Source organism: Terracoccus sp. 273MFTsu3.1, assembly GCF_000383675.1.
Lineage (GTDB): Bacteria > Actinomycetota > Actinomycetes > Actinomycetales > Dermatophilaceae > Terrabacter.
Genome location: NZ_KB911826.1, coordinates 110,388 through 123,809, shown reverse-complemented (window position 1 = coordinate 123,809; position 13,422 = coordinate 110,388). Strand labels below are relative to the sequence as shown.

Sequence of the window (13,422 nt, the reverse complement as noted above, 5' to 3'; positions counted from 1 at the left end):
GACGGACGACGGACAGGGGGTGAGGCGCCATGGCGCACGAGACGCAGCCGGGTCGCCGCGGTCCCCGCCTGACCTACGGCATGGCCGCGGTGTGGTCGGTCGTCGCGATCCTGCTCGGGTATGCCGTCCTCGACGTCGCCGACGCCGCGCCCGGTGCGCTGACGGTCCGGCCGCTGCCGCCGCCCCCGCCCACCGAGACGGTGGCGACGCGGACGCTGCCGTCGGTCCCGCAGCCCACGCTGTCGACCTCGGTCGCTCCGCCGCTGCCCGCGCTTGCCGGCGACACCGCCGCCCCGTCGCCCGCCGGCATCGAGGAGGCGCTCGCATCGGTGCGGGCGCTCCCGGCTCTGCGCGACTCGGCCCTCGTCGTCCGTGACGGGCAGACCGGCGAGGTGCTGCTCGACCAGGGCGGCGACGAGCTGCGCATCCCGGCCTCGACGACCAAGCTGCTCTCGGCCGCGGCCATCGGCCAGACCTTTGCGCCCGACGAGACGCTGCGCACCGTCGTGCGCGAGGGCGACACCCCCGACGAGATCGTCCTCGTCGCGGGCGGCGACTCCCTGCTCAACCCCGGCAAGGGCGAGCCCGACGCGGTCGCCGGCCGAGCCGGACTGCGCGACCTGGCCGAGCAGGTGGCCACGGCCCTCGGGCGGAGCGGCACCACCAGCGTCACCCTCTACGTCGACGAGACGTATGCCGCCGGGCCGACGACGGCGCCGACGTGGGCGTCGACCTTCCGCAGCTCGGGCATCACCGGCGCGGTCGCGATGCTCGGGCTGTCGAGCCAGCGGGCCCACGGTGGGGCGCCGGGCCCGGCCGACCCCGTCGCCTCGGTCCGCTCGGCCTTCGCCCGGCAGCTCGAGGGGCGCGGGATCGACGTGAGGCTGGCCGCGCGAGGGCAGGCACCCGGCGTCCCCGGGTCGCCGATGCCGACGCCGGCCACCGGCGGGGAGCCGTCCGCCACGCCGTCCGACGGGGCGACGTCCGACGGCGCGCAGGCCCCGACGACCGCGGCCGCGACACCGGACGTGCCCGCGAGCGGCCCCGGAGCGGTCCTCGGCAGCGTCGAGTCCGCACCGGTGCGCGAGCAGCTGGCTTTGGCCCTCACCGACAGCGACAACGCGCTCACCGAGATCCTCGCCCGGCAGGCCGCCTACCGGTCCGGCGCGGGCACCGACTTCGCCGAGGTCGGCGCGTGGGTCGTCTCGCAGGTGGCGGCGCTCGGCCTCGACACGGCCGGCGTGACCCTGTCCGACGCGAGCGGCCTCTCGCGGGAGAACCGGGTCCGCGCCTCGCTCCTGTCCGACGTGCTCGTGCTCGGCTACGACGGCAAGCACGCCGTGCTGCGGCGAGCGCTCGACGGCCTCCCGATCGGCGGTCTGACCGGCACCCTGGCGGACCGGTTCACCGGCGCCCAGCACGACGCCGCGGGCCGCGCCCGGGCCAAGACGGGCACCCTGACGGGCGCCAACGCCCTCGCCGGGAGCGTCGTCGACGACGACGGTCGGCTCCTCGTCTTCGTGGGTATGGTCGCCGGAGTGGGAACCAACGACGCGCGAGCGGCGTTGGACCGTTTTGTAGCGGCGATCGCCTCGTGCGGGTGCCGCTGACGGGCCGGTGGGCCGCTCGGGGTCCTGGTGCGCGACGGTGGTCGTGACCTCTCCGTGTTGCCGGCTGGGCTTCCCAGACACCTCGAGCGACGTCGACACCGTCACGGCACCGAAAGGGCTGGCATGACCGACACGACCCTCCCGACTCCCGTGGACGCCGGACGTCCCGATGGCTCGAGGGGTGGTGCACCGGCCGCGTCCGTCGACTACGAGTTCGCGAAGCGGACCGGGCGAGCGATCGTCAACCCGGGCCCCCAGGTCTCGAGCGACGAGGCCGCGGCGATCGTCGCCGACCTGCGGGCGGCCGCCGCGTCCGCGGTGGCTCCGGTCGCCGAGACGAGCGCGCTGACCGCGCCCGCCGACGCGCCGGCGCCCCTCGTCGTCGACCGGGCGGGCTGGATCAGCGCCAACGTCGACTCGTTCAAGTCGATGCTCGACCCCGTCGTCGACAAGCTCAACGCGACGAAGAAGTCGTCGACGAGCGCGACCGCCGCGGCGATCGGCGGCAAGGTCACCGGCGCCGAGATGGGCGGCCTGCTCGCCTTCCTGTCGAGCAAGGTGCTCGGGCAGTACGACCTCGCACCCGGCGGCACGCCCCGGCTCCTCCTCGTCGCCCCCAACATCGTCGCCACCGAGCGACGCCTCGAGGTCGACCCGACCGACTTCCGCCGCTGGGTCGCCATGCACGAGGAGACGCACCGGGTGCAGTTCACCGCCGTGCCGTGGCTGCGCGACCACATGGTGGCGCGCACCCAGGCGCTCGCCGTCGACCTCGCGCCGACCCCCGAGGACCTCTCCAAGCGGTTCGAGCAGCTGACGAAGAACCTCCCCGAGGTGTTCAGCTCCGGTGAGGGCATCGGCCAGCTCTTCGCGACCCCGGAGCAGAAGGCCCAGATCGCCGAGCTCACCGCCGTCATGTCGCTGCTCGAGGGCCACGCCGACGTCGTCATGGACGCCGTCGGTCCGCAGGTCATCCCGAGCGTGGCCGAGATCCGACGCAAGTTCGACGAGCGCCGCAGCAGCTCGGTCGGCATCGACCGCCTGCTGCGCAAGCTCCTCGGCCTCGAGGCCAAGATGCGCCAGTACCGCGACGGCGCCGTCTTCGTGCGGGCCGTCACCGACCAGGTGGGCCGCGACGGCTTCAACGTCGTGTGGTCCTCCCCGGAGACGTTGCCCCGGGCCGCCGAGATCGTCGATCCGGGCGCCTGGGTGCGTCGGGTCCACGGCTGAGCGATGCGAGGTCCCGCAGACATGCCCGGTCCCGACCCCGCCGTCGCAGCCACCCGGCTCGCGGTGCGTGAGCACCTCGCCGACGTGCCCGAGGGCGGAGTCGTCCTCGTCGCGTGCTCGGGCGGACCCGACTCCGTGGCGCTCGCCGCCGCCCTCGCCTTCGAGGCGCCGCGCTCCGGTGTGCGTGCCGGTGCCGTCGTCGTCGACCACGGCCTCCAAGAGCGGTCGGCCCAAGTGGCGGAGGCCGCGGCCGCCCTGTGCCGCGAGATCGGTCTCGACCCCGTCGAGGTCGTCCGTGCCGACGTGCGCACGAGCGGCGCCGGCCTCGAGGCCGACGCCCGGTCGGCCCGCTACGCCGCCATCGAGGCAGTGGCCGACCGTGTCGGCGCGTCCCTCGTGCTCATCGGCCACACGCGGGACGACCAGGCCGAGCAGGTCCTGCTCGGCCTCTCCCGCGGATCGGGTGCGCGGTCGCTCAGCGGTATGCCGGTGCGCCGCGACCGCTTCGTCCGTCCCCTTCTCGGCCTGCCGCGTGCCACGACCCTGGCCGCCTGTGCGGCCTACGGGATCGAGCCGTGGGACGACCCGCACAACAGCGACGACTCGTTCCGGCGGGTCCGCGCCCGTCGACTGCTGGCGACCCTCGAGTCCGACCTCGGACCCGGCTTCGGTGCCGCCCTCGCCCGCAGTGCCGACCTGCTGCGCGAGGACGCCGACTACCTCGAGAGCCTGGCCGTCCGGGCCCGAGCCGACCTGCCCGCCGGACCCGGCGGTCAGGGCGTCGACCTCGACGCCCTCGGAGCCCTGCCACGGGCGATCCGCACACGCGTCTGGCGGATCCTCGCCGCCGAGGCGGGCGCACCGCTCGCCGATGTCAGCGCCGCGCACGTCGAGTCGCTCGACGCGCTCCTCACGTCGTGGCACGGACAGGGCCCGCTCCACGTGCCGGGCGGCATCGCCGTCGCGCGCACGGGCGGGGCCATCGTCTTCAGCCCGCTGCGCCAGACCGCCAACGCCTGACCCGCGGCGAGAGCCACCAGTCGCCCCTGCCCCGGACGTACCGACGGTTCGGGGGCCGTGGCGCCTGAACGAGGGTCTGGATGCCGGTGGCCCGACAGTTCGGGGGCCGCGGCGCCTGAACGAGGGTCCGGGGCCGGGGCCGGTCGACCCGAGGGTTCCGGGACCGCGGATCCGCGGCGTCGTCGTGACGGAGCGGACGGCATACGCCCGGCTGGAGGAGTGGCTCGGGCGGAGCTCGGCTGAGCCGCCCCGCGTGCTTCCCCGGCGGCGACGGCACCCGTCCGCGTGCGGTTGAATGGACCCGCCCCGCACGACCCTGCACCACCCCCAACGCACTGAGGAGCCTTCGTGGACCACGAGCACATGGGAGATGACCTGGCCAAGGTCCTGCTCACCGAGGAGCAGATCCAGACCCGCCTCTCCGAGCTCGCCGCCGACATCTGGCGGGACTACGAGGGCAAGGAGTTCCTCCTCGTCGGCGTCCTCAAGGGTGCCGTCGTCGTCATGGCCGACCTCATGCGCGCCCTGCCCGGCACCGCGCCGATGGACTGGATGGCCGTCTCGTCCTACGGCTCCGGCACGAAGTCCTCGGGCGTCGTGCGCATCCTCAAGGACCTCGACACCGACATCAGCGGCCGCCACGTGCTCATCGTCGAGGACATCATCGACTCCGGCCTGACCCTCTCGTGGATCAAGTCCAACCTCGAGTCGCGCAAGCCGGCCTCGGTCGAGATCTGCACGCTTCTGCGCAAGCCCGACGTCGTCAAGGTCGACATCCCGGTCAAGTACGTCGGCTTCGACATCCCCAACGAGTTCGTCGTCGGGTACGGCCTCGACTACGCCGAGAAGTACCGCAACCTGCGTTGCGTCGGCACCCTCGCCCCGCACGTCTACGCCTGAGCTCGGCGTCCTCCGGTGACCTTCTCGATCGTCGCCCGCCAGGGTGACGCCCACGGCATCGCGGTCGCGAGCAAGTTCCTCGCCGTCGGAGCGGTCGTCCCGGCCGCCCGTCTCGGCGTGGGCGCGGTCGCGACGCAGTCCTTCGCCCGGGTCGCCTACCTCGAGGAGCTCCTCGGGCGGCTTGCTGCCGGCGAGTCCGCGGACGAGGCCCTCGCGGCCGCGACCGCGCTCGACGAGGGTCGCGAGACCCGTCAGGTCGGCGTCGTCGGGCTCGCCTCGGCCGCGACCTTCACGGGCTCGGAGTGCAACGACTGGGCCGGCGGTGTCGCGCGCGACGACGGCGACACGGCATACGCCATCCAGGGCAACATCCTCACCGGTCCCGAGGTGGTCGAGGCGATGGAGCGCGCCTGGCACGAGACGGCTGGCCAGCCGCTCGCCCGGCGACTGCTCGCCGCGCTCGTGGCCGGCGACGACGCCGGTGGCGACTCCCGCGGACGCCAGAGCGCAGCCCTGTATGCCGTCGAGCCGGGTGCCGGCTACGACGCGTGCGGCGTGCTCGCCGACCTGCGCGTCGACGACCACGCCCACCCCGTGACCGAGCTCGGGCGCCTGCTCTCGGACTGGGAGATGTACTTCGGCAAGCCCGAGGACGTCTCTCCGCTCGAGGGCGAGCTCGCCGACGAGGTGCGCGGCAGGCTGGCGCAGGCCGGGTTCACCGACGCCGACGTCGCGACGGCCCTCGCCGACTGGGCCGGCAACGCGAACTACGAGGCGCGCCTGAGTCCCGACGGCATCGACCGCCGGGTCCTCGAGGCCCTCCGCGCCGCCACCGCCTGACCTCGAGTGAGCGCGTCGTCCCACTCGAGTGAGCGCGTCGTCCCACTCGAGTGAGCGCGTCGTCCCACTCGAGTGAGCGCTCCGTCGCAGCCGTCACGCACACGGTGGTACGCGTGAGGCTGCGCGCTCACTCGAGTGTGGTTGGGCGCTCACTCGAGTGGGGTTGGGCGCTCAGCTTGCCCGCTAGGCGGAGGAGGTACTCGCGGCGGTGGAGCGGGTCGAGGTCGGTGCGTGACCGCGTCGGCGCCGGGCCGACGACCGGCCGGTAGCCGTCGAACGCCGTCACGAGGTCCCCGAGCCCGCTCGTCAGGCCCGGCACGCGCTGCTGCAGCTCGTGCAGCCGCTCGGCCGGCACCTCACCCCGCAGCCGCGTCACCGGGCCGAGCACGGCCGTCTCTCGCGGGCTCGCCCGCACGTGGCCGAGCATCGAGAGCGCCGCCCCGAGCACGTCGCTCGGCACCTCGAGGTCGAACCTGTGCACCGGTTCCTCGACGGCCGTGCCCGCGAGGCGCACCGCCTCCATGAGCACGAGCGGCGTCAGGGCGCGGAAGTCGCCGGCCGTGCTCGACATCGACGGGTCGAACTTCTGGTGCATGTGGCTCTGCCGCGGCCAGTAGCCCGAGTGCGTCATCGTGACGACGCAGTCGGTCACGGGCCACCCGTGCAGCCCCTGCCCGAGCGTCGCCCGGACGGTGTCCTCGACGGCCGTGAAGAACGACGCCGGCATCGAGCCGAGCTCGACCTCGAGCGAGAAGCGCACGCCGCTGCCCGGAGGTCCGGGGTCGACGCGCAGGCCGACCGTCGCGAGGAACGGGTTCGGCGCCACGTCGATGAGCTCGAACGCGGCCCCCGAACCGGTGACGCGCTCGCGACAGATGACCGACGTCGTGCTGAACCTCGCGGCCACGGCGTACTCCGCCTCGAGCGTCGCGCCGATGACCTCCTTCTGCACCTCGCCGTAGAGCGACACGTGGGTCTCCCCGCGCACCTCGTCGTGCCGCAGGTCGATGAGCGGATCCTGCTCCGCCAGCCGGGTCAGCGCCGTGTGCAGCAGCGCGCGCTCCGCGGGGTCGCACGCCTCGACGACCGTCTCGAGGGTCGGCGGCGAGAACTCGTGCACGAGCGGCCGCGCGAGGGCGGCGTCGCCGACGAGGTCGCCGATCCGGGCCCGCTCGAGCCCGACGACCCGCGCGATGCGCCCGGCGGGCACCCGTGCGACCCGGCGCACCTCGCCGCGCGCGTGCACCGAGAGCCCGGTGACCCGCTCCTCTCGGCACCGCGCGCCGTCGTCGCCGGAGGCCGAGGTCGTATGCCGTGGGTCCGGGTCCGGTGCCGGGCTCCACTCGGTGCGACCGTCGTGGACGAGCACCCGGTCGCGCACCGCCAGGGAGCCCGACGTGACGCTGACGAGGGCCACCTTCTCCCCGGAGGCGCCGCGCTGTACCGCGAAGACGGTGGCCGCGAGGGGCGCATCGGGGTCCGGTGTCCGCGCCGGCAACAGGTCCGGCAGGGCTTGGGCGAGGTCCTCGACCCCGGCCCCCGTCATCGCCGAGCCGAGAAGGACGGGGCACACGAGTCCTCGACGCGTCTGCTCACCGAGGGCTGCTCGCAGCCGCGACGCGTCCACGCGGTGCGGGGCGTCGAGCCAGTCCGCGAGCAGGCGGTCGTCGGCCCGGCTCAGCGCCTCGACGACTCGCTCGCGGGCTGCCGCGGCGTCCCGGTCGCCGCCCTCGGGCTCGGCGTCCTCGCGCTCGGCCGGGCCCCGGGCCGGCAGGCCCAGGTCCGCGAGGCCGTCCGGGACGACGGCGGCGGCGCGCGTGCCCTCGTCGACGACCCGGCCGAGTGGCACCGGTGTGACGCCGAGCCGGTCGACGACCTCCCGCAGGACCACCTCGGTGCGGGCGCCGGAGCGGTCGACCTTGTTGACGAAGAGCACGGTCGGGATGCGCAGCCGCCGCAGGGCCCGCATGAGCACGCGGGTCTGGGCCTGCACGCCCTCCACCGCGGAGACGACGAGCACGGCACCGTCGAGCACCGCCAGCGAGCGCTCGACCTCCGCGATGAAGTCCGAGTGGCCCGGGGTGTCGACGAGGTTGACGGTGAGGGGGTCGGGGTCGCCGGGGCGGCCGAGCTCGAAGGAGACGACGGCGGCCTTGATCGTGATCCCGCGGTCGCGCTCGAGCGCGAGCGTGTCGGTCTGCGTGCTGCCGTCGTCGACGCTGCCGAGCTCGGCGATGACCCCGGCGTGCAGCAGCAGACGTTCGGTCAGGCTCGTCTTGCCCGCGTCAACGTGGGCGAGGATCCCGAGGCCGAGAGTGCGTCCGGGACGCACGGGTGGGGTGGGTGGGGTGTCCAAGGTGCTCCATGTCCTGTGCGTAGGTGTGGGTGACCTGCTCGGGTGACATGAAGCTGCGGCGCATCCCGGTGCCTCTCTCCTCGGCCGTGCCTGACGTCGACGGGACCGTCGACCGCTCCAGTGCAGCAAGGCGGGGGAGCGTGCGGCAACCGGTTTTGGGCCGGGAGCCGGGCACACGGCATACGTCATCGGCATGTCTGCCCGGCCGGAACGCCGATCCGTGCGTGGGCTGGTTGGTCACCGGCGCGCCGCATGCGGAACACTGGTAGTCCGCCGGACGTTGTGCCGGTGGACAAACTCACCGGACGAGCAGGAGGACCGGGGCCCCACAGGCCCCGCACGTACATGGACGCTAAGCGGATTCTGCGCACACCACTGTTGTGGATCTTGGTCCTCATCAGCGCGCTCGTCTTCGGCATGATGTTCTCCGAGTCCGGCCCGCCCCGGATCGACACCTCGGCTGCCATGAAGCAGATCACCGACGGCAACGTCGAGTCGGCCAAGCTGCTCAACAACGAGCGCATGGAGCTGACCCTCAAGACCCCCTACACCTCGCCCGACGGCACGGTGAAGGACGCGAAGTCGGTCTACGCCTACTACGTCGACGCCCGCGGCACCGACGTCGTCGAGGCCCTCAACGCCAAGCCGCCGGCTCAGGGTGTCGACGACCAGATCGACGAGCCCAGCTGGTTCGGCTCGCTGCTCTTCTCGATCCTGCCGATCATCATCATCCTCGGCCTCTTCTGGTTCCTCATGGGCCAGATGCAGGGCGGCGGCAACCGCGTCATGCAGTTCGGCAAGTCGCGCGCCAAGCTCGCCACCAAGGACACCCCGAAGGTCACGTTCGCCGACGTCGCCGGCTGCGACGAGGCCATCGAGGAGCTCCAGGAGATCAAGGAGTTCCTCCAGGAGCCTGCGAAGTTCCTCGCGGTCGGCGCCAAGATCCCCAAGGGCGTGCTGCTCTACGGCCAGCCCGGCACCGGCAAGACCCTCCTGGCCCGCGCCGTCGCGGGTGAGGCCGGCGTGCCGTTCTACTCGATCTCCGGCTCCGACTTCGTCGAGATGTTCGTCGGTGTCGGCGCGAGCCGCGTCCGCGACCTCTTCGAGCAGGCCAAGGCCAACGCGCCCGCCATCGTCTTCGTCGACGAGATCGACGCCGTCGGACGCCACCGCGGCGCCGGCATGGGCGGCGGCCACGACGAGCGCGAGCAGACGCTCAACCAGCTGCTCGTCGAGATGGACGGCTTCGACGTCAAGACCAACGTCATCCTCATCGCGGCGACCAACCGTCCCGACATCCTCGACCCGGCACTGCTGCGCCCGGGCCGCTTCGACCGCCAGATCGCCGTCGACGCCCCGGACATGATCGGCCGCCACCGCATCCTCGAGGTGCACGCCCAGGGCAAGCCCGTCACGGCCGACGTCGACCTGCTGGCCGTCGCCCGGCGCACGCCCGGCTTCACCGGTGCCGACCTCGCCAACGTCCTCAACGAGGCCGCCCTGCTCACCGCCCGCGGTGACAGGAAGGTCATCGACAACGAGGCACTCGACGAGGCCATCGACCGCGTCATCGCCGGCCCGCAGAAGCGCACCCGCATCATGTCGGCCAAGGAGCGCAAGATCACGGCCTACCACGAGGGTGGCCACGCCCTCGTCGCCGCGTCGCTCAACCACACCGACCCGGTGACGAAGGTGACGATCCTCCCGCGTGGACGCGCGCTCGGCTACACGATGGTCATGCCGATCGACGACAAGTACTCCACGACGCGCAACGAGATCCTCGACCAGCTCGCGTACGCCCTCGGTGGCCGCGTCGCCGAGGAGATCGTCTTCCGCGAGCCGACCACCGGTGCCAGCAACGACATCGAGAAGGCGACGGGCATGGCCCGCAAGATGGTCACCGAGTTCGGCATGTCTGAGCGTGTCGGCGCCATCAAGCTCGGCCAGAGCACCGGCGAGGTCTTCCTCGGTCGTGACATGGGGCACCAGCGCGACTACTCCGAGGAGGTCGCCCGCATCGTCGACGAGGAGGTCCGGTCGCTCATCGACGCCGCCCACGACGAGGCGTACGCGGCGATCAACGCCAACCGCGACCTGCTCGACCACCTCGTCCTCGAGCTGCTCGAGAAGGAGACGCTCAATGTCCACGAGCTCGCCGAGCTCTTCAAGCCGGTCGTGAAGCAGCCGGCCCGGCCGACGTGGCTCTCGTCCCAGACGCGCCAGCTCAGCGACCGTCCGCCGGTGCTGACGCCGGCCGAGATCGCGGCGCAGAACGGCTCCGGCCAGAACGGCCACCTGCCCCCGCCGGTGCTGGCCGACCGGGTCATCGAGGACAAGATCGACGAGGCCGCCGCAGTCGGCGCGCACCCCCTCGCCGAGGAGCACCCGGCCGAGCAGGTCATCGAGGTGCCGGACGACCGCCCCGTCAACCCCAACGAGAAGAGCTGACGGGTGTCGATCGACCAGCCGCGCGCCGAGGCGGCCGTCCGGGAGCTGCTGCTCGCCATCGGTGAGGACCCTGAACGTGAGGGCCTGCTCGACACCCCGGGCCGGGTGGCCCGGTCGTTCGCCGAGATCTACGCCGGTCTCGACATGACCGCGGCCGACGTGCTCGGCACGACGTTCGAGATCGACCACCAGGAGCTCGTCATCGTGCGGGACATCGAGCTCTACAGCACGTGCGAGCACCACCTCGTGCCCTTCCACGGGGTGGCGCACGTCGGCTACATCCCGAGCAAGGACGGGCGGGTCACCGGCCTGTCGAAGCTCGCGCGGCTCGTCGAGGTCTTCGCGCGGCGACCCCAGGTGCAGGAGCGGCTCACGACGCAGATCGCCGACGCACTCGTCGAGCACCTCGACGTACAGGGCGTCATCGTCGTCGTGCAGGCCGAGCACCTCTGCATGTCGATGCGCGGGATCCGCAAGCCCGGCGCGAGCACCATCACCTCGGCGGTGCGCGGCCAGCTGCGCGACCCGGCCACTCGAGCAGAGGCCATGGCGCTCATGCTCGAGGGCAACAAGTGACCGACGGCCTGACACCCGCGCCACCAGCCGCGACACAATGGCGCGCATGACCGTGCGCCGCCCCCCGCTCGACGCGACGTCCCTGCTCGGCGTGCGCGACCGCACGATCGTCATGGGGGTCGTCAACGTCACGCCCGACTCCTTCTCCGACGGTGGGGAGTGGTTCGAGCAGGACGCCGCCATCGCGCACGGGCGCGACGTCCTGCTGGCCGGCGCCGACATCGTCGACGTGGGTGGCGAGTCGACCCGCCCCGGCGCCGAACGCCCGTCCGTCGAGGAGGAGCTGCGCCGCGTCCTGCCCGTCGTGACCGCCCTCGCCGCCGACGGTGCCGTGGTCTCCGTCGACACGATGCGCGCCTCGGTCGCCCGAGCGGCCGTCGACGCCGGTGCCTCCATCGTCAACGACGTCTCGGGTGGCCTCGCCGACCCCGACATGGTGCCGTGGGTGGCCGCCAACCGCCTGCCCTACATCGCGATGCACTGGCGCGGGCACAGCACCGAGATGCAGTCGCGCGCCGTCTACGACGACGTCGTCGAGGACGTCCTGCGCGAGCTGGGGGAGCGACGCGACGCCCTCCTCGAGGGTGGCATCGACGAGGAGCACCTCGTCCTCGACCCGGGCCTCGGCTTCGCCAAGAACTCCGACCACAACTGGACCCTGATGGCCGAGCTCCCCGCGCTGCACGACCTCGGCCATCCCATCCTGCTCGGCGCCTCGCGCAAGACCTTCCTCGGACGGCTGGGCCGCGACGAGGGTGAGGCCCCGCGGCCCGCGGCCGAGCGTGACCTCGAGACGACGGCCACGTCGGTCATGGCCGCGATGGCCGGGCTCTGGTGCGTCCGCGTCCACGACGTCGCCTCGACGGTGCGCGCCCTGACCGTCGTCCAGGCCGCGCTCGAGCACGCCCCCGACGACCTGAGCGAAGGCCTCGACGGATGACCGACCGCATCGTGCTGCAGGGCGTCTCGGCCCGCGGCAACCACGGAGTGCTCGCCGCCGAGAAGCGCGACGGCCAGACCTTCCTCGTCGACGTGACGATGGTCTGCGACCTCGCGCCGGCCGGACGCACCGACGCCCTCGGCGCCACCGTCAACTACGCCGAGGTCGCGGACGACGTCGTGGCCCGGATCACCGGTCCGTCCTACGACCTCATCGAGCGGCTCGCCGAGGTCATCGCCGACGACGTGCTGCGCCACGACCTCGTGGAGTCCGTCGAGGTCGTCGTGCACAAGCCCGAGGCGCCGGTCGGTCACCCGTTCACCGACGTTCAGGTCTGCGTCGAGCGGAGGAACGCCGCCCACGTCGTCATAGCCCTGGGCACCAACCTCGGCGACCGCGGACAGACGCTGACCGACGCGGTCGCCGCTCTCACGGCGTTGCCGGGGGTCACCGTGACCTCGGTCTCCGACATCGTCGCCACCGACCCCGTCGGTGGTCCTGAGCAGCCCGAGTACCTCAACGCCGTCGTCACCGCCCGGTCGCTGCTGCATCCGCGCGACCTGCTCGTCGAGCTCCACCGCATCGAGTCCCTGCACGGGCGCACGCGTGAGATCCGCTGGGGGGCAAGGACGCTCGATCTCGACCTCGTCCAGTACGGCCTTCCCGGTGGACACCGCGAGGTCGTCAGCGACGACCCGGAGCTGATCCTGCCCCATCCGCGCGCCCACGAGCGCGCGTTCGTCCTCGTGCCGTGGCTGGACGCCGACCCGCGAGCCACGCTGCGCGTCTCCGAGGGCCGTGACGGCATACGACCGGTGGCCGACCTCGTGGCCGACCTCGACCGATCGGGCGTGCGTCCCGGTCCCCGATGGGAGCAGCAGTGAGACCACACTCCGGCATCCGCGTCACGACGCTCGTGCTCGCGGGACTCGCCATGACCGTGGTCGCGTGGCTCGCGCTGCGCTGGACGACGTCCGGCGGCAACGCCGTGCCCGAGCCCGGCTGGGTCGGCGCCGCCGCGATGCTCTTCCTCACCGGCGGGCTGGTCCTCGCCGGCTGGCAGGTGCGCAAGGTCCGTGACGGCGCACCCAACCCCGCCGTCACGCCGCTGCGCGCCGCCCGCACGCTCGTGCTCGGACAGGCCGGGGCGCTCACGGGCTCGGTGCTCGTCGGCTGGTACCTCGCCAACGCCCTCGTCCTGCTGCCCGACGCCGACGTCGACTCCCAGCGCGGGCGCATCCTGCCGTTCGTGCTCCACGCCGTGGTCGCGCTGCTGCTCGCCGTCGCCGGCATGGTCGTGCAGAACTGGTGTCGCCTCCGGCCCCGTGACGACGAGGACGAGGACCAGCCCCCGGCCTGATCTCCGGAGGATCGTGACCGCAGCGCCACCTCGACGTGACGCAACGGATGTCGCCGCTGTGGTGTCATCCAGTCATGGACTCGCAGGGGAGCTCGTGCCCGGATCGGAAGGGTCGGTCCGCAGGAAGGCGCGCGGTGGGACC

11 protein-coding genes are annotated in these 13,422 nt (G+C 72.9%); 10 read left to right on the top strand and 1 reads right to left on the bottom strand.

The window, feature by feature from the left end; translation table 11 throughout:
• Positions 1-29 precede the first annotated feature (29 nt).
• The 5 genes from H283_RS0119050 to H283_RS0119030 all read left to right on the top strand — a co-directional run bounded on the left by H283_RS0119050 (position 30) and on the right by H283_RS0119030 (position 5,600).
• Positions 30-1,610: a D-alanyl-D-alanine carboxypeptidase/D-alanyl-D-alanine-endopeptidase gene (locus H283_RS0119050; RefSeq protein ID WP_020145121.1), complete on the top strand. Its 1,581-nt coding sequence runs from the start codon at positions 30-32 to the stop codon at positions 1,608-1,610.
• A gap of 123 nt (positions 1,611-1,733) precedes the next feature.
• On the top strand, positions 1,734-2,840 hold the full coding sequence (locus H283_RS0119045; protein WP_020145120.1) for a zinc-dependent metalloprotease: 1,107 nt from the start codon (positions 1,734-1,736) through the stop codon (positions 2,838-2,840).
• 21 nt (positions 2,841-2,861) lie between these two features.
• Positions 2,862-3,860 carry a tRNA lysidine(34) synthetase TilS gene (gene tilS, locus H283_RS0119040; protein WP_020145119.1) on the top strand — a complete coding sequence of 333 codons (999 nt, stop codon included), beginning with the start codon at positions 2,862-2,864 and terminating at the stop codon, positions 3,858-3,860.
• Positions 3,861-4,208: 348 nt separating this feature from the next.
• Positions 4,209-4,760, top strand: coding sequence for a hypoxanthine phosphoribosyltransferase (gene hpt, locus H283_RS0119035; protein ID WP_020145118.1), 552 nt, complete (start codon positions 4,209-4,211; stop codon positions 4,758-4,760).
• 15 nt (positions 4,761-4,775) lie between these two features.
• Positions 4,776-5,600: a DUF1028 domain-containing protein gene (locus H283_RS0119030; protein ID WP_020145117.1), complete on the top strand. Its 825-nt coding sequence runs from the start codon at positions 4,776-4,778 to the stop codon at positions 5,598-5,600.
• 127 nt (positions 5,601-5,727) lie between these two features.
• Here H283_RS0119030 and H283_RS28645 read toward each other — a convergent pair whose 3' ends face one another.
• On the bottom strand, positions 5,728-7,956 hold the full coding sequence (locus H283_RS28645; RefSeq protein ID WP_304412612.1) for a translation factor GTPase family protein: 2,229 nt from the start codon (positions 7,954-7,956) through the stop codon (positions 5,728-5,730).
• Between the two features lie 345 nt (positions 7,957-8,301).
• Here H283_RS28645 and ftsH point away from each other — a divergent pair, with 345 nt between their 5' ends.
• The 5 genes from ftsH to H283_RS0119000 are packed head-to-tail and all read left to right on the top strand — an operon-like array spanning position 8,302 to position 13,280.
• Positions 8,302-10,404 (top strand): ATP-dependent zinc metalloprotease FtsH, encoded by a 2,103-nt coding sequence (gene ftsH, locus H283_RS0119020; protein WP_028785739.1) that lies wholly within the window; start codon positions 8,302-8,304, stop codon positions 10,402-10,404.
• Between the two features lie 3 nt (positions 10,405-10,407).
• On the top strand, positions 10,408-10,980 hold the full coding sequence (folE, locus tag H283_RS0119015) for a GTP cyclohydrolase I FolE (protein ID WP_020145114.1): 573 nt from the start codon (positions 10,408-10,410) through the stop codon (positions 10,978-10,980).
• 46 nt (positions 10,981-11,026) lie between these two features.
• The gene (folP, locus tag H283_RS0119010; RefSeq protein WP_051103692.1) at positions 11,027-11,920 is read left to right on the top strand and encodes a dihydropteroate synthase; all 894 of its coding nucleotides are present in this window, start codon (positions 11,027-11,029) and stop codon (positions 11,918-11,920) included.
• On the top strand, positions 11,917-12,804 hold the full coding sequence (folK, locus tag H283_RS0119005; protein ID WP_020145112.1) for a 2-amino-4-hydroxy-6-hydroxymethyldihydropteridine diphosphokinase: 888 nt from the start codon (positions 11,917-11,919) through the stop codon (positions 12,802-12,804). Before folP ends, folK begins: the two co-directional genes overlap by 4 nt.
• Positions 12,801-13,280: a DUF3180 domain-containing protein gene (locus tag H283_RS0119000; RefSeq protein WP_020145111.1), complete on the top strand. Its 480-nt coding sequence runs from the start codon at positions 12,801-12,803 to the stop codon at positions 13,278-13,280. The genes folK and H283_RS0119000 overlap by 4 nt, the downstream gene beginning before the upstream one ends.
• The last annotated feature ends 142 nt before the right edge of the window (positions 13,281-13,422 follow it).